11 protein-coding genes are annotated in these 15,374 nt (G+C 74.1%); 4 read left to right on the top strand and 7 right to left on the bottom strand.

Annotated features, from left to right (window positions below; translation table 11 throughout):
• Positions 1–9: 9 nt before the first annotated feature.
• From ACFFIA_RS29925 to ACFFIA_RS29910, 4 genes are all read right to left on the bottom strand, one after another.
• Entirely contained in the window at positions 10–1,215 is a 1,206-nt protein-coding gene (locus ACFFIA_RS29925; RefSeq protein ID WP_377257081.1) for a multicopper oxidase domain-containing protein, read from the bottom strand.
• A gap of 26 nt (positions 1,216–1,241) precedes the next feature.
• Positions 1,242–4,346, bottom strand: coding sequence for an OmpL47-type beta-barrel domain-containing protein (locus ACFFIA_RS29920; protein WP_377257079.1), 3,105 nt, complete (start codon positions 4,344–4,346; stop codon positions 1,242–1,244).
• 498 nt (positions 4,347–4,844) lie between these two features.
• Positions 4,845–5,339, bottom strand: coding sequence for a DUF3558 family protein (locus ACFFIA_RS29915; protein ID WP_377257076.1), 495 nt, complete (start codon positions 5,337–5,339; stop codon positions 4,845–4,847).
• On the bottom strand, positions 5,336–5,833 hold the full coding sequence (locus ACFFIA_RS29910) for a quercetin 2,3-dioxygenase (RefSeq protein ID WP_377257073.1): 498 nt from the start codon (positions 5,831–5,833) through the stop codon (positions 5,336–5,338). Before ACFFIA_RS29910 ends, ACFFIA_RS29915 begins: the two co-directional genes overlap by 4 nt.
• Positions 5,834–5,909: 76 nt before the next feature.
• Between ACFFIA_RS29910 and ACFFIA_RS29905 the strand changes: the two genes are divergently transcribed.
• A complete protein-coding gene (locus ACFFIA_RS29905; RefSeq protein WP_377257070.1) occupies positions 5,910–6,563 on the top strand; it encodes a TetR family transcriptional regulator in 654 nt (217 codons plus the stop codon).
• Positions 6,564–6,737: 174 nt separating this feature from the next.
• Here the strand turns inward: ACFFIA_RS29905 and ACFFIA_RS29900 are convergent, their stop codons facing one another.
• Positions 6,738–7,211: a hypothetical protein gene (locus tag ACFFIA_RS29900; RefSeq protein ID WP_377257067.1), complete on the bottom strand. Its 474-nt coding sequence runs from the start codon at positions 7,209–7,211 to the stop codon at positions 6,738–6,740.
• Positions 7,212–7,599: 388 nt separating this feature from the next.
• On the opposite strand from ACFFIA_RS29900, the gene ACFFIA_RS29895 reads away from it, so the two are divergent.
• Positions 7,600–8,376, top strand: a complete 777-nt coding sequence (locus ACFFIA_RS29895; RefSeq protein WP_377257065.1) for a DedA family protein — start codon at positions 7,600–7,602, stop codon at positions 8,374–8,376.
• A gap of 251 nt (positions 8,377–8,627) precedes the next feature.
• A complete protein-coding gene (locus tag ACFFIA_RS29890) occupies positions 8,628–10,157 on the top strand; it encodes a ricin-type beta-trefoil lectin domain protein (RefSeq protein ID WP_377257063.1) in 1,530 nt (509 codons plus the stop codon).
• Positions 10,158–10,161: 4 nt separating this feature from the next.
• On the opposite strand, the gene ACFFIA_RS29885 is transcribed toward ACFFIA_RS29890, so the two are convergent.
• The gene (locus tag ACFFIA_RS29885) at positions 10,162–11,415 is read right to left on the bottom strand and encodes a CobW family GTP-binding protein (protein WP_377257061.1); all 1,254 of its coding nucleotides are present in this window, start codon (positions 11,413–11,415) and stop codon (positions 10,162–10,164) included.
• A gap of 184 nt (positions 11,416–11,599) precedes the next feature.
• On the opposite strand from ACFFIA_RS29885, the gene ACFFIA_RS29880 reads away from it, so the two are divergent.
• Positions 11,600–12,166 carry a dihydrofolate reductase family protein gene (locus tag ACFFIA_RS29880; RefSeq protein ID WP_377257058.1) on the top strand — a complete coding sequence of 189 codons (567 nt, stop codon included), beginning with the start codon at positions 11,600–11,602 and terminating at the stop codon, positions 12,164–12,166.
• Here the strand turns inward: ACFFIA_RS29880 and ACFFIA_RS29875 are convergent.
• Complete coding sequence (locus tag ACFFIA_RS29875) at positions 12,151–15,345, bottom strand: ATP-binding protein (protein ID WP_377257055.1); 3,195 nt, start codon at positions 15,343–15,345, stop codon at positions 12,151–12,153. The two genes, ACFFIA_RS29880 and ACFFIA_RS29875, sit on opposite strands and share 16 nt — an antisense overlap.
• Positions 15,346–15,374 lie beyond the last annotated feature (29 nt).

Here is a 15,374-nt window from a genome sequence, read left to right as displayed (position 1 = left end):
CCTCCGGGGTCAGCCGTGGTTTCCGTGGGCGCCTTGGACGGCCGGTGCCTGGCCGTCCTGGGCGGGTGCGGCCGGTGCCTGGCCGCCGTTGGCCGGAGCGGCCTGGACCGGGTTCGCCGGTGCGTGGCCGCCGCGCGCCGTCATCGCGCCGTTCTCGTCCAGGACGTGCAGCGTCGTGGACATGCCGAGGTCGGAGTGGAACTGCATGTGGCAGTGCACCATCCAGTGCCCGGGGCCGACCGAGTCGCCGGCGACCATCTGGGCGCCGATCGTGTCGCCCGGTCCCACGGTCTTGTTGTCGATGATCGGTACCGAGTCGACGAGCTGCTTGGTCCCGTCGATCACGCCCGTGCGGGTGTCCGCCCAGGAGTGGCCGTGCACGTGGAACGTGTGCATGTCGTCGCCGATGCCGATCACGAGGAACTCGATCCGCTCGCCCACCTTCGCGACCATGCAGGTCGGTCCGGGGACCGGGTTCTCGTGGTCGCAGGTGTCCGCCTGCGGGCTGCGCCGCAGGTTGATGGTCTGGCGGTCGCCGAAGGCGAGCACGTACGTGCGGGCCGGGCGCGGGTCGCCCTGCCGGCGCACGATCAGCCCGCCGAAGAGCCCGGACCGGATGCCCGGGGTGCCGTGCGGCCCGCCGACCACGTGGTCGTGGTACCACCAGTAGCCGGCCGTGCCCTGCGAGCCGGTGTTCACGTTGCGCGGCTTGGCGAACCAGAAGTAGGTGCGGGACTGGCCCGGCGCCACGTACGAGTTGCTGTGCACGGTGCCGTCTGACTGCTGCGTGTACTTGACGCCGTGCGCGTGCAGCGAGACGCCGATCGGGTGCTCGGGGTCGGTGCGCAGGGCTTCCAGCGTCGCCGCCGGCACCTGGTTGTGCAGGGTGATCGCCAGGCACTCCCCCTCGATCATCTCGATCAGCGGCCCCGGGTACGAGGCCGACTCCGGCGTGAGCCCGTAGCCGAGCCGGACCTGGTTGGTGACCGGGTCCCTCGGCAGCTCCACCGCGTAAAGCTGGATGCGGCGGTCGGCCGCGGTGCAGCCCTCCGGACGCTCGGCGTTGCGGGCGGCGGCCACGTTGACCGCGGCCACCCCGTCGTCACCGGCGGCGCCCGGTCCGGCGGCGTCGCGGTCGCCGGTCCACGCCAGCCCGCCCGCGGTGCCGAGCGTCACGAGCAGCACCGCGAGGACGAGTCCCCTTCTTCTGTTCACGGTCGTGTCCAATCTCGACGGCGGGATCACGGCGTCAGCGGGGCGATCCGGATGTTGCGGAAGCTCACGACGTCGCCGGACCCGTGGTTCTGCAGTCCGATGTAGCCGGTCGCGTGCTGCCGCCCGGCGCCACCGGGGTCGTCGGCGCGGGGCGGGTCGAAGACCGCGCCGGGGTCGTTGACGTACTCGTTGATGAGGACCCCGTTGCGGTACAGCGAGTAGTGCTGCCCGACGACCCGGATCTCGTAGTCGTTCCAGGTGCCCTTCGGCGTGACGCCCGCGCCGGCGAGGTCGACCCGGTCGAAGCCGTACACCGAGCCGCTCTTGTACTGGTCCCCGTCCGTCCGGTCGAGGATCTGCAGCTCGTGGCCGTACTTGATGGCGACCCACTCGGGGCGGGGCTCCTGCGGATGCTGGTGCACCTGCGGGAAGCGGACGAAGACGCCGCTGTTGGCGCGGCCGTCACCGGACGCGTCGTCCCGCCACTGGAGCTTGAGCGAGAAGTCGCCGTACTCCCGCACGGGGAACCAGAGCATGCCGAGCCCGTCGACCGGCCGGCTCGTGATGGAGCCGTCCGCGTTGCGGCCGAAGCCGCCCGCGCCGACCTGTTCCCACAGCCTGAACGAGGCGGCGGTGCGGTCCAGCAGCGGCTGGTACCCCTGCTGCGCCTCGGCCTTGCCGACGCCGGACTCGCGCGCGGTCCGGACTATCGTGTTGCGCTGTTGGTTGGTGATGACGCCGCGGTGGTGCAGGTGCTCGGTCACCTCCTGGACGTGCGCGATGAACTCGGCGTGGCTGGCCCACGACTTCTCGTCCTCGATCAGGTTGTTGATCCAGCAGCCGGCGGAGACCAGACGGTTGGGTACGCCGCTGTTCTTCGTGCCGATCCACACCGTCGAGCGCGTGTCGGCGACCCGGCAGGACGGCGGCGGCGGTCCACTCTCGACGACGTTGAACGTGGTCGACGCCGTGCCCGAGACGTTGCCGGCCCGGTCGGTGGCCCGGTAGCTGAACGTGTGCTGGCCCGGCGTGTTCACCGTGACCGGGCCGGTGTAGACGACGTAGCCGTGGCCGTCCAGCGCGTACTCCACGCGGAGCACGCCGGACCCGCCCGTGTCGGCGGCGGAGAGCGTGATGGTGGCGCTGCCCACGTACGACCAGCTGCCGTCGAGCTGCCCGGCGATCGCGGCGGTCACCGTCGGCGGCGTGTTGTCCGGGTTGGGGGGCGCGGCGACCGTGAACGAGGCCGACCGCGCGGTGGAGGTGTTGCCGGCCTTGTCGGTCGCGCGGTAGCTGACCGTGTGCTGGCCGGGCTGGTTGACCGTCACCGGTGCCGTGTACTCGGCGTACGGCTGGCCGTCCACCGAGTACTCCACCGTGTCCACACCGGACCCGTCGTCGGTCGCGGTCAGCGTGACGGTCGCGGCGCCGACGTACGCGCCGCTGGCATCCTGCTGGCCGGTGACCGCGGCGGTCACGGTCGGCGGCGTGGTGTCCTGCGGCGGCGCCACGACCTCGAACGACACCGACTGGACGGCCGAGGTGTTCCCCGCGTTGTCGGTGGCCCGGTAGCTGACCGTGTGCTCGCCGGCGGTGTTGACGGTGACCGGCGCGGTGTACGCGGCGTACGCCCCACCGTCCACCGAGTACTCCACGGTGTCCACACCGGACTCGCTGTCGGTCGCGGTGAGCGTGACCGTGGCGGCGCCGACGTACGCGCCGTCCTCGTCGCGGTCGCCGGTGACGGCGGCGGTCACCGTCGGCGCCGTGGTGTCCGGCTCGGAGTCGTCGGCGACGGTGAACGACACCGAACCGGGCGCCGACGTGTTGCCGGCGTTGTCGGTGGCGCGGAACGTGACCGTGTGCTGGCCCGGCTGGGCGACGCTGACCGGCGCGGTGTAGGCCGCGTACGGCTGGCCGTCCAGCGAGTACTCCACCGTGTCCACACCGGACTCGCTGTCGGAGGCGGCGATCGTCACGGTGGCGGCGCCGACGTACGCGCCGTTCTCGTCGCGCTCACCGGTCACCGCGGCGGTCACGGTCGGGGCGGTGGTGTCCGGGTCGGGCTGGTCGACCACGGTAAACGACACCGACTGCGGCGCGGAGGTGTTGCCGGCGACGTCGGTGGCCCGGTACGTCACGGTGTGCTGGCCGAGGGCGGTGACGCTGAGCGGTGCGGTGTATTCGGCGTACGCCGCACCGTCCAGCGAGTACTCCACGCTGTCCACACCGGACTCGCTGTCGGAGGCGGAGAGCGTCACGGTGGCCGTACCCACGTAGGCACCGTTCTCGTCGCGGTCGCCAGTCACGGCGGCGGTGACCGTCGGCGCGGTGGTGTCCGGGTCGGGCTGGTCCACGACGGCGAACGACACGGTCCGCGGCTCGGAAGTGTTGCCCGCCTTGTCGGTCGCGCGGTAGGTGACCGCGTGGTTGCCGGGCCCGTTGACGGTGACCGGGCCGGAGTACGTGCCGTACGCCCCGCCGTCCAACGCGTACTCGATCCGGTCGACGCCGGAGCCGGTGTCGGTGGCGGAGAGGTTGACGGTGGCGGCGCCGACGTACGCGCCGTTCTCGTCGCGCTCACCGGTCACCTCGGCGGTCACGGTCGGCGGGGTGGTGTCGTCGCCGCCGCCGGTGACCACCAGCAGGCCGGTCATCGTGCCGTGCCCGGGGATCGCGCAGAAGTAGCGGTAGGTGCCCGGTGTGAGCACCACGTCGACCGTGTGCCGGCCCTGGTTGGCGTCGAACGGGTCGGCCAGGATGTCCAGGGTCACATCGCTGTTGTAGGCGGGGTCGCCCGTCTCGAACGTGAGCGTGTGCTGCATCCCGGTGGTGTTGCCGGTCGCCTGGCTGTTCTCGAAGACGATGGTGGTCGGGCCGGCGACGGCGGTGGTGGGCGCCGAGGTGTACACCTGCGTGCTGTCACCGGCGGTCCACGTGAGGGTCTGGGCCAGCAGTTGCCGCGGCGCGGCGCTGCTCGGCCCGGCGTCGTCCGCGGGGCGGGCGCTCACCGGTCCCGAGGCCAGTACGGAACTCAGCAGCAGGACGGCTACCGCCGCGAGCACCGTGAACGGCCGGCTGGGCCGCCGCGGTGGTCTCCGGCGACCACCCCGCGGGGGGATGAGTGGCATGTCCGACACAACCTTTCGCGAGTCTTCGGCCGGCGACGTCGCACGATCGACGGATGGCGTGGAACGGGCAGCGTCGGCCGGCCCACGATGCCGAGCCGGGCGGTGTCCGCCGCCGGCCCGCATGCGGGCAGGGGTGTCTTGGGTCAGAGGTGTGGAGGTCGGCGGATGAGAGCCAGCCCGGTGACGGCGGAGAGCCGACCGCGCTCGATCGCGAGCGGGCTGACGTGGTGCGGCTAGGGCGCGCGCCGACGCGCCAGATCGACAGCAGGCGATGCCATCGTCTAGGAGGTGCCACTCCCCCGGGCGAGACACAACCATCGGACAGGTGAGGCGACCGCGCCGCCGGTTACCTCGACGTGACTGACGTTGTCAGACACTAACGGACTTGATATCGAGGTGTCTACATCTTCCGTTAGGACAGCTCACACTTTTGTTTCTTCCGGCGAAAGCAAGGCCCCGACCGGGCCGTAGCCGGTCGGGGCCGAGTGCCCGTTCAGGTCAGACGCGGTCGCGGATCAGCCCCACGAGCCGGACCGCCGTCGGGCGGTCGATCTCGGTGGTGACGCTGGTGACGACCTGGATGTCGCAGAACCGGTCGTCCACCGCGAACTCCACGACATTGCCCTGGGCGAAGCGGATGCCATCCGGGCCGGGCTCGGTCTCGCCGAAGTTGGACTCGGCCGGGAGCTGGCCGCCAGGGGCGGTGCCGGTGCGCCCGATCGTGACGGTGACGGAGTGGTAGGTCTCCGGGTTTTCCCACGTGCAGCCGCCGTCGCCGCCCCGGCCACCGTCGTTGGCGCCGATGATCTCGGTGACCTCCTCGGCGCGAAGGAGCTGGCACACGTCGAGCGGGGGGTCGTCGCCCGCGGGCTCACGGGCCGGCGCGCCCTCCGTCGCGGCGGGCCCGGCGGGCGGCGCGGCCTCCGGCTCGGACGACGATCCGCAGCCCGACAGCACTGCCAGCGCCGTCACAGCGGCCAGCCAGCGCCTCATCTCGTTCCTCCAATGTGATGGGTGGGCGGGGGGCCGAGCAGCTCGATGCCGTGCCGGGCGGCGGCGTGCCCGAGGGCGGCCGGGTCGACCGGCCCCGGGTCGGGCAGCCGGCGCTCGCGGGCCGGCACGCCGGCGTCGGCGGCGAACCGCTCGAAGCCGGACGGGTTGGTGATCTGGAGGGTCCGGAGCGGCTCGTCCGGCCCGACCAGGAACGTGTGCGGCAGTCCGACCGGGAGCAGGACGAAGTCGCCCGGACCGGCGGTGAACGAGTCGCCATCGCAGCGGAACTCGGCGGTGCCGGAGAGCAGGTAGAACATCTCGTCCTCGGTCTGGTGCCGGTGCAGCGGCGGGCCGAAGCCGGGCGGGTTGACGACCTCGACCACGGTCAGCGCGCCACGGGTCTGCTCGCCCGCGGCCAGGACCGTGACCAGGTTGCCGAGGAACCAGTGCGCCTCACCCTCGCCCTCGCGACGCAGGTAGGGACGGACCGACACGGGTGACTCCCTTTCAGTAGACGTGATCTTTTGGATAGATGCTGTCTGTTCAATAGACTGATAGTGTGCTCACATCATGGATGGCGTCAAGGGGGAAAAACAGCGGCGGCCATACCGCTCGGCCGTCCGCGAGGAGAGCGCGCGCCGCACCCGCCGCGCGGTGGTCGCCGCCGCGGCCGAGCTGTTCGTGGAGCGCGGATACGGCGGCACCTCACTGGCCGACGTCGCCGCCGCCGCGGGAGTGGCCCGCCCCACCGTGTTCGCCGCGTTCGGGTCCAAGGTCGCGCTCCTGCGCCAGGTGCTCGACGAGGCGCTGGCCGGCGACGACGAGCCGGTGCCGGTGGCGCAGCGGCCCTGGTTCCGGCCCGTGCTCGAGGCGCGGACGCAGGGCGGCGTGCTCGATGCGTACGCGGGGGTCTGCACGCTGCTGGGCAGCCGGGCCGCCCGGATCTTCGAGTCGGTGCGGCGGGCCGCCGGGGAGGCGGGCGAGGCGGCCGAGCTGTGGGAGACCGTCCTGGGCAACCGCCGGGCCGGCGCGCGCATGGTGGTCGAGCGCGTGCGCACACTCGGCCCACTGCGCCAGGGCGACGACCTGGAGCGCGCGACCGACGCCATGTGGATCTTCAACGACCCGGCACACTACGACGCGCTCGTGCTGCGCCGCGGCTGGGCCGAAGACGCCTTCCAGGAGTGGCTCGCCCGGCACATGCGGCTCGCGCTGCTCCCCTGAGCCGATCCCCGCCGCGCCGCGCCGGCTTCGACGAAGGTCCGGCCGCGCCGGTGACGATCGGCGGGGTCGCCGCTTCCGGGCCGGCCCCAAGGTCGGCGCGGCGCTGGCCGCCGGCACCGCCACGGTCAGCGCCACCTGACCGATCCGCCGGCCCCCGCCGGCCGTGTGGGCGGCTCAGATCGGGGCCAGGGCGCAGCGGGGGCGGTCTAGGGGCACGATGGCGGCGTCGACCACGATGTCACCGCCCACGTGCAGAAACGCGGTGAGCGCCAGCCGGCTGCCACCGTTCATCCGCTCGATGCGGACCACCAGGGCGTCCTCGGCGTGGTCGACCGTCACCACGCCCGTGGCCACATCGGACGGGCCGGTCCCGGCCGCGCACGTCGTGCCCTCCGGGGCGAACGTCACGTACGCCGGGATGCCCTGCTCCGCGAGCAGGCGCTCCAGCCCGTCCGCCTCACGCAGGTCGCGGATCCGCACCGTCGCCGAGCCGTCCGGACGCCCCTCGACCGTCCACGCCGACCAGCCGTCGCCCCACCGCAGCAGCGGCAGCGCGATCAGGGCGAGCAGCGCCGCGGCCGCCGGCACCGTCCATCCGATCCGGGCCCCCGTGTCGCTCCGCCGCTCGGTCACTGTCTCCGTCTCCATACCGCGTCCCCTCGAAGAGGCCGGTGTACAAACCGGCAGGCACTTTCGGGGGCGGGTAGGTTGAACAGCCGGCGCTGCCGCTGGTCGCTGGCGGATGTCGACCAGGTCAGCGCCGGTGCGGTCGCCGACGGAGTGCGCGCCTCGATCACCGGGCGGGGGCTGACCTCGGCCCACCCCGCGCAGGTGATCGGCCCCGCACGCCGGCTGCCTCGGCGGGTCCACGGGCGATCTCCGCCCGGCTCGCGGACGAGCCCACTGAGCTTAAGCCCAACGCCCAGTGCCAGCTACGGCCGCAATGTGCAAGTGTTGCGAGGGGTGAGGTTTACCGCACCTTACCGGGTGGCGCACCACATGGTTGGCGATCGCGGGGCATCATAGCTTCGTGAGCATGACCACGTTGACGCGCGCTCATTTCCTGGCCCAGGCCGACCCGCCGGAAGGTGGGTTGACCGGGATGGTCACCGACCTGATGGAAAAACTCGGTGGCCCGGGCGCGGGTCTGGCCGTGGCGCTTGAAAACCTCTTCCCGCCGATTCCGAGCGAGGTGATCCTGCCGCTGGCCGGCTTCACCGCCGCCCAGGGGAAGATGAACCTCGCCAGCGCCATCATCTGGACCACGATCGGTTCGGTGGTCGGCGCGCTCGCGCTGTACTACATCGGGGCCGCGTTCGGCCGCGACCGGATCCGCGCGATCGCCGCGAAGCTGCCGCTGATCAAGATCAGCGACATCGACCGCACGGAGGCGTGGTTCAACCGGCACGGCGGCAAGGCGGTCTTCTTCGGCCGCATGATCCCGATCTTCCGCAGCCTGATCTCCGTGCCGGCCGGCGTGGAGCGCATGCACGTGGCCCGGTTCCTGCTCTACACCGCCGCCGGCAGCCTGATCTGGAACACCACGTTCGTGATGGCCGGCTACGCGCTCGGCGACAACTGGCACCGCGTCGAGGAGTACGCGGGCGTGTTCCAGAAGATCGTCATCGTCGTCTGCGCGCTGGCCGTGGCCTGGTTCGTCGGTTCCCGCATCCTGCGCCGGCGCCGCACGGCGGCGGCGCTGCTGGTGGAGCCCGAGGCCGTGCCCGAGCCGGTGCCGGTGCCCGACGGGACGGGCGCGCCGCGCGGCACGCTCTACGGCACGCCGCGCTCCACACCGGACGACCGCGGGTAGTTCCCGCGATTGCCTGACTCGTCGCCGCGGCCCTCGGCCGCGGCGACGACTGTTTTGTGGGCCCGATCGGGGCCCTGCGCACCGGAGGCGTAGAGGTCGGCGGCGCTCAGGGCCCGGTCGCAGACGTGCACGTGGCCCAGAAAGCGCGATCAGAACCGAAGCGGATCGTTCATCGATGTATTGACAAGCCTGGACCCAAACAGTAAAGGTTCTTGCCAGAGAGCGCTCTCGCGCGTCTGGGAGGTATCCGAATGGTCCGCCAAGTCTCCGTGCTCGTCTCCGCCGCCGCCCTCGTCCTCGGCGCGGCCGCCCCGCCAGCGGCCGCCGCCGCGCCCGACCCCGCGGCGCCCGCGATCACCGCCCAACCGTCCGGCCTGCCGGCGGAGCAGGCCACCGCCCTGCGCCGCGACCTCGGGCTCAGTGACGCGCAACTGCACGACCGGCTCGTCGTCGAGGCGGCGGCGCCGTCCATCGAGCGCCGGCTCCGCGCCGAGCTGGGCGCCACCTACGGCGGGGCCTGGGTCGCGCCCGGCGGCGACACGCTCGTCGTCGGCGTCACCGACCCCGCGCAGGAGGCCCGGGTCCGCGCGGCCGGTGCCCGGCCGCAGCGGGTCGCCCGCGCCGCCGCCGACCTCGACCGAGCCAAGGCCGCGCTCGACCGCCGCGCCGGTACGGCGGCCAAGGCGGTCCACTCCTGGTACGTCGACCCCGCGACCAACAGCGTCGTCGTGGCGGCCTCCACCGTGGAGGACGCCGCGCGGTTCGCCCGTGCCGCCGGCGTGACCGGGCCGGAGGTCCGCGCCGTCGCGTCGGCCGAGCCGTACCGCCCGGTGTACGACGTGCGCGGCGGCGACGAGTACGTCATCAACAACCGGGTCCTCTGCTCGGTGGGCTTCGCGGTCGCCGGCGGCTTCGTGACCGCCGGCCACTGCGGCGGCGTCGGCGCCACCACGACCGGCAGCGGCGCCGCGCAGGGCACCTTCCGCGGCTCGTCCTTCCCGGGCAACGACTACGCCTGGGTCCAGGTCAACTCCAACTGGGTCTCCCGCCCGGTGGTGAACACCTGGAACGGCGGCACGACGAACGTGGCCGGCTCGCGGGAGGCCGCGGTCGGCAGCTCGGTCTGCCGCTCCGGCCGTACCACCGGCTGGCGCTGCGGCACGATCACCGCCAAGAACGTGACCGTCAACTACTCGGGCTCCTATGTGTACGGTCTGGTATCCAGCACCGCCTGCGCCCAGGGCGGCGACTCCGGCGGCGCGGTGCTCTCCGGCGACCAGGCGCAGGGCGTGACGTCCGGCGCCGGCGGCACCTGCGCCACCGGGGGCACCACGGTCTACCAGCCGGTCAACGAGATCCTCAGCGCGTACGGCCTGTCGCTGACCACGACCGGTGGCGGCGGCACCAGCCGGATCATCGGGTACGCCAACAAGTGCATCGACGTGCCCAACAGCAACGGGGTCGACGGCGCCGCGCTCCAGCTCTGGACCTGCAACGGCACCGGGGCGCAGAACTGGACCTTCCCCGGCGACGGCACGATCCGCGCGTTCGGCCTCTGCATGGACGTGGCCTGGGGCTCCACCGCCAACGGCGCGGTCATCCAGCTGGCGAACTGCAGCGGCAACCCGGCCCAGCAGTTCGTGCTCACCGCCGCGGGCGACCTGGTCAACCCCCAGGCCAACAAGTGCGTCGACGTCGGGGGCTGGAGCACCGCCGACGGCGCCCGCCTGATCACCTGGGAGTGCCACGGCGGCGCCAACCAGAAGTGGCGCCGCGGCTGAGGCGCTACCGGTCGGAACGCGGTGCCAGTACGCCCGCGAACGGGTCGGGCCATCCCCGCCACGCCTCCTCACCGGCGGCCAGCTCGGCGTCGGTGAGGAGGCAGGCGGTGAGGAAGCGGTGCAGGTCGGCCGCGTCCAGCCCGACGCCGATGGTGACCAGGTGCGTGTGCCGGTCGCCGTAGTACGGGTCCCACTCCATCGCGGCGGCGAGCTTGCGCAGGTCGCTCGCGTCGTTCCAGCGGTCGTCGGGGAGCGCGGCGAGCCACGGCCCGAGCGAGCCCATCGAGAGGCCGGCGCCGGCCGCCTCCCAGGCGACCACGGTGTCCGGCTGGGAGGCGAGCCAGAGGTGTCCCCGCGAACGCAGCGCCGGTGCGGTGACGGCGCCCAGCGCGCGGTGCAGCCGCTCGGGGTGGAACGGGCGGCGGGCCCGGAAGACGGTGGAGACGACGCCGCAGTCCGGCACCGGCTCGTGTACGCCGAGCGCGTACCCCTCGATGCCGCGCGCCAGCACGGCGGGGGTCTCCGGGCGGTGCCGGCCGGTGTGGCGCAGCCGGTCGGCGAGGCCGGTGCAGTCCACTGTGGATTCGACGACGGCGAAGTGCGCGGCCCACGGCGCCAGCCGGTCGAGCAGGACGGCGAGGCGGGCGGTCTCGAAGGTGTCCGCCGTGGAGTGTCCCCAGAGGACCACCGTGTCGGCGTACTCGATCTGCCGCGCCACCACGTCGGCGACCGCGCGGTGGTCGCTGTCGGCGGCGTGCAGCCCGCGCCGGGAGAGGTCGTCGGTGCTCGTCAGCCCCGCCATCAGGCCGGCCGCGTCGACCACCGTCACGTACGAGTCGAAACGCACCGCCTCGGTGACCGGCGCGCCGTCGACCAGGCAGTGCGCGCACGCGGTGGCCAGCGCCTCCGGCTCCAGCGCCTCGGGCAGCACGAGCACGATGTCCCGGCCCGGATGGGCGCCGGCCAGCCGGACGAGGGTCGGCAGCACGTCCTCGCGCAGCGTGCACGCCCCGCAGCCGTGCACCAGCGTGACCCGCTCGTCCTCCAGTACGCCGGAGCCGGTGCGGACGACGCGGCGCACGGCGCCGTCCCGCACCTCGCGGATGTCGTGGCGGACCAGCAGCAGTGACGGGTCCGCGGCGAGCAGCGCCCGGGCGGCCGCGAACGTCACCGCCGGCCAGAAGCCGGACAGCACGGTGACCGCCGGCCTGGTGTCCGCCCCGACGTCGACTCCCCTGGCCTGCGCGCGTGATGACATGTGCCCACTCCCCCTGTTATTGGAAATGGTTGTCATTATAGTGCGGTGGGTGGACGCGGCTGGTCGTGGCCGCGCCGGCGACCGACGGGCGACCTGAAGGAAACCGTAAGGAGGTCCGGGCAGGCTTGTCCTCGTCCGGCGGGCGGCACGGGGCCGCCCGCACGAAACCTCAGGAGCAGCACAGATGCGCAAGCTGATCGAGTCCACGTTCGTGTCGTTGGACGGCGTCATCGACGACACGCGCCCGTCGACGGCCTCCCGCGCCGAGCCGCACCGCTGGGGGCAGCCGTACTGGGACGCCGACCACAGCGGGTACGCCGAGAAGCTCCTGTCGCGGGCCGACTCGCTGCTGCTCGGCCGGGTCACCTACGAGGGGTTCGCGGAGGCGTGGTCGGGGCGGACCGGGCCGGACGCCGACTTCATGAACGGGCTCCCCAAGTACGTGGCCTCGCGCACGCTGACCGAGGCCACGTGGAACGCCACCATCATCAAGGGCGACGTCGCCGAGGAGGTGGCCCGGATCAAGGAACAGCCGGGCCGCGACATCGTGAAGTGGGGCACCGGTGAGCTGGACCGCACGCTGGTCGAGCACGGCCTGGTCGACGAGTTCCACTTCTGGTACTTCCCGGTGGTGGTCGGCGCGGGCCGGCACCTGTTCGAGGGGGCCGGCTTCGACACGACCCACCTCAAGCTGGCCGACATCGACCGCTTCGACTCCGGCATCGCCGTGCACGTCTACGTGCCCAAGTAGGCCAGCTCCCGCGCCTGGTCGAGGGTGAGCGCGGCACCGCTCGCGAAGAGGGCGTCGTAGTCGGGCGCCGCGGCCCGGGCGGCTGCCACCGTCCGGGCCAGCTCGTCGCGGTCGCCGGCCGAGTGCGGCTGCCCGGCCTCGCGCCAGGCGGCGTCGGCCGCGCCGAGCAGCCGCGCCGCCACACCGGCCCGGCCGTCCATCGCGAGCGCGGCCGCCATGCCGGCCACCGCCCAGGCCATGCCCTGCGCCGAGCCGCCCTCCCGGCAGGCGTCGAAGCTCGCGCCGTGCCAGGACAGCGCCGCGTCCGCGTCGCCGCGCTGCCCGGCCAGCCACCCCAGCTCGTTGAGGACCATCGTCAGGTACAGCGGGCTCGCCTCGCCGCTCTGCTGGGCCCGGGCGGAGGCGAGCAGCCACCGCAGGTGCTCCTCGGCCACGTCGAGTTCGCCGGCGCGGCGGGCGGCGAAGGCCAGGCTGATCGTGGCGAACACCTCCCCCGGCCGCTGCCCCTGCTCGGCGCAGAGCCGGCGGGCCTGCCGCCCGTACTCCAGGGCCCGCGTGTGGTCGCCCTCCTGCATGGCGATCCAGGCCAGCCAGCCGAGCCGGCCGGCGACGTCCGGCCACAGCTCCAGGTCTTCGGCGATCCGCAGGCTGGCGCGGCTCAGCCGGGCCGCCTCCGCCCGGTCGCCGGTCATGTCCGCCAGGCCGATCAACCAGTCGGTGGCCTGGAGTACGCCCCAGTCGTCGCCGAGCGCGCCGAACAGCTCCGCGCTCCGCCGGGCGTCATGCTCCAATGTGGGCGCGTCGGCGCGCGCGTGGGCCAGCATCGCGCGCGTGCTCAGCACCGCCGCCTCGCCCCACCGGTCGCCCGCCGACCGGAACGCCGCCAGCGCGCCCTCCAGCAGCGACCCGGTGAGCGCCTCGTCGCCGAAGTCGACCACCGACGCGGCCAGGAACCACTCCGCCCACGCCCGCTCGATCGGGTCGGCCACCTCCGCGTACCGCGCCAGCACCTCGGCGACCCGCTCCGGGCCGGCCTCCCCCTGACGGATCGCCAGTCCGGCGTACCACGTCTCCGCCCTGACCCGGAGGGCGACGGGGGCCGGGCCGCCGACGGCGAGCGCGGCGGCCAGTGCCCGGCGCGCCTCGGTGAGGCGGCCGCGCAGGATCCGCGCCCAGGCCAGCGCCCCGGCGAGCCGCAGGGCCTCCGCGGCGGCGCCCTCGCGCTGGAACGTGTCCAGCGCCGCCCGCATGTTCGCCCCCTCGGCGTCCAGCCGGCGCAGCCACTCCCGCTGGCCGGGGCCGCGCAGCTGGGCCTCCGCCTCCTCGGCGACCGCGAGGTGGTGGTCGGCGTGCCGGCGGCGCAGCGCCGGCTCCTCCCCCGCCTCGCGGAGCCGGTCCAGACAGTACGCGGCGACCGACTCCGGCAGCCGGAACCGGCCCGCGCCGGCACCGGCCCGCACCACCAGCGAGCGGTCGACCAGCCGGGCCACCAGGTCGAGCACGTCGCCGGTGGGCACGCCGTCGCCGGCGCACACCGCCTCGGCGGCGGCGAGCGTGCAGCCGCCGGAGTGGACGGCGAGCCGGCGCAGCACCGCCCGCTCGGGCGGGGAGAGCAGCCGCCAGCTCCAGTCGATGACCGCGGCGAGCGTGCGCTGCCGGGCCGGCGCGTCCCGCGGCGCGGTGCCGAGCAGCCCGAACCGGTCGCGGGGGACCCGCAGCCGCGCGGCCAGCTCGGCGACGCCCAGCGCGGGTACGCGGGTCGCGGCCAGCTCGAGCGCCAGCGGGATGCCGTCGAGCCGCCGGCACACCTCGGCCGCGGCGCCGACCGCCTCCGGGGCCGGGTCGAGCCCGGCCCGGGCCAGGAACAGGCGTACCGCGGCCGAGCGGAGCAGCCGCTCCGGGTCGTCGGTGTCCGGCACCTCCAGCGGCGGCAGCTCCCACCGCGCCTCCCCGCGCAGCCGCAGCGGCTCGCGGCTCGTGGCCAGCACATGGACCTCGGGCGCCGCCGGCAGCAGGGCGCCGACAAGGCCGGCCACCTGGTCGACCACGTGCTCGCAGTTGTCGAGTACGAGCAGCGTGCAGCGCTCGCGCAGGGCGGTCGCGAGGCGTTCCGCCGCCGGTTTCGGGGCGCCCGGCGGGTCGGCCACGGCGAGCACCGAGAGCACCGGCTCGGCCGGGTCGCCGCGCCCGTCCCAGGTCGTCAGGTCGACCAGCCAGGCGCCGTCCGGATAGGCGCCGGCCACGCCTCGGGCCACCGCCAGCGCCACGCTGGTCTTGCCGACCCCGCCCGCGCCGGTGAGGGTCACCAGGCGGCCCGCCCCCAGCAGCTCGCGGACCCGGCGCACCGCGTGCTCCCGCCCGATCAGCTCGGTCACCGGCGCCGGCAGGTTGGTGGTCGGCTTCACCGGCCGTTCGTGTGCCGCCGGCGGGTCTTCGGCCGGGTCGCCGGCCAGGATCGCGCGGTGCAGCGCGTCCAGCTCCGGGCCCGGGTCGAGCCCCAGCTCGCCGGCGAGCCGGTGGCGCAGGTCGTGGATGCCGTCCAGCGCCTCGGCCGTACGCCCGGAGCGGTGCAGGGCGCGCAGGTGGGCCGCGCGCAGCCGCTCCCGGAAGGGGTGCCGGGTCACCTCGTCGACCAGCTCGGCGGCCAGGTCGCGGTGCTCGCCCAGCGCGAGCCGCGCCTCGGCGTACGCCTCCACGGCGGCCAGCCGCTGCTCCTCCCACCGGGCCACCGCCGGGCGGGCGAACGGCTCGTCGGCGAAGTCGGCCAGCGCCGGCCCGCGCCACAGCTCCATCGCCTCGGCCAGCAGGCGGGCCCGCGTGCGCGGGTCACCGGCCGACCGCGCCTGCGCGGCGAGAGTGGCGAACCGGTCGGCGTCGACGGTGCCGGGCTCGGCGCGCAGCGCGTATCCGGGCGCCTGCGAGACCACCAGCTCCCGCGCGCCCGCCTCGGCGCCGGCCAGCGCGCGGCGCAGCTGCGAGACCCGTACGTGCACGGCGGCACCGGGATCGGCCGGCGCCGCCCCGCCCCAGAGGTCTTCGACCAGCCGGTCCACCGCCACCGGGCGTCCCTCGTGCGCCAGCAGGTCGGCGAGCAGGGCGCGCACCTTGCGCCCCGGGACGGTCACCGGCTCGCCGGCGTCCGTCCACACGGCCAGCGGCCCCAGCACCCCGAATCGCACCAGGCCACCCTACGAGCCGGGCGCGGGTC

Origin of the sequence: Phytohabitans kaempferiae, assembly GCF_042433955.1 — a bacterium.
In the GTDB taxonomy this organism is placed as follows: Bacteria; Actinomycetota; Actinomycetes; order Mycobacteriales; family Micromonosporaceae; genus Phytohabitans; species Phytohabitans kaempferiae.
The sequence above is the reverse complement of the archived record's forward strand: the minus strand, read 5'-3'. Positions and strand labels throughout refer to the sequence as shown.

Excerpts from the sequence above, each read along its gene's own strand:
- ACFFIA_RS29880 (WP_377257058.1), top strand. The coding sequence starts at position 11,600 with ATGCGCAAGCTGATCGAGTCCACGTTCGTGTCGTTGGACGGCGTCATC.
- ACFFIA_RS29920 (WP_377257079.1), bottom strand. The coding sequence starts at position 4,346 with ATGCCACTCATCCCCCCGCGGGGTGGTCGCCGGAGACCACCGCGGCGG.
- ACFFIA_RS29885 (WP_377257061.1), bottom strand. The coding sequence starts at position 11,415 with ATGTCATCACGCGCGCAGGCCAGGGGAGTCGACGTCGGGGCGGACACC.
- ACFFIA_RS29900 (WP_377257067.1), bottom strand. The coding sequence starts at position 7,211 with ATGGAGACGGAGACAGTGACCGAGCGGCGGAGCGACACGGGGGCCCGG.
- ACFFIA_RS29895 (WP_377257065.1), top strand. The coding sequence starts at position 7,600 with ATGACCACGTTGACGCGCGCTCATTTCCTGGCCCAGGCCGACCCGCCG.
- ACFFIA_RS29915 (WP_377257076.1), bottom strand. The coding sequence starts at position 5,339 with ATGAGGCGCTGGCTGGCCGCTGTGACGGCGCTGGCAGTGCTGTCGGGC.
- ACFFIA_RS29890 (WP_377257063.1), top strand. The coding sequence starts at position 8,628 with ATGGTCCGCCAAGTCTCCGTGCTCGTCTCCGCCGCCGCCCTCGTCCTC.
- ACFFIA_RS29905 (WP_377257070.1), top strand. The coding sequence starts at position 5,910 with ATGGATGGCGTCAAGGGGGAAAAACAGCGGCGGCCATACCGCTCGGCC.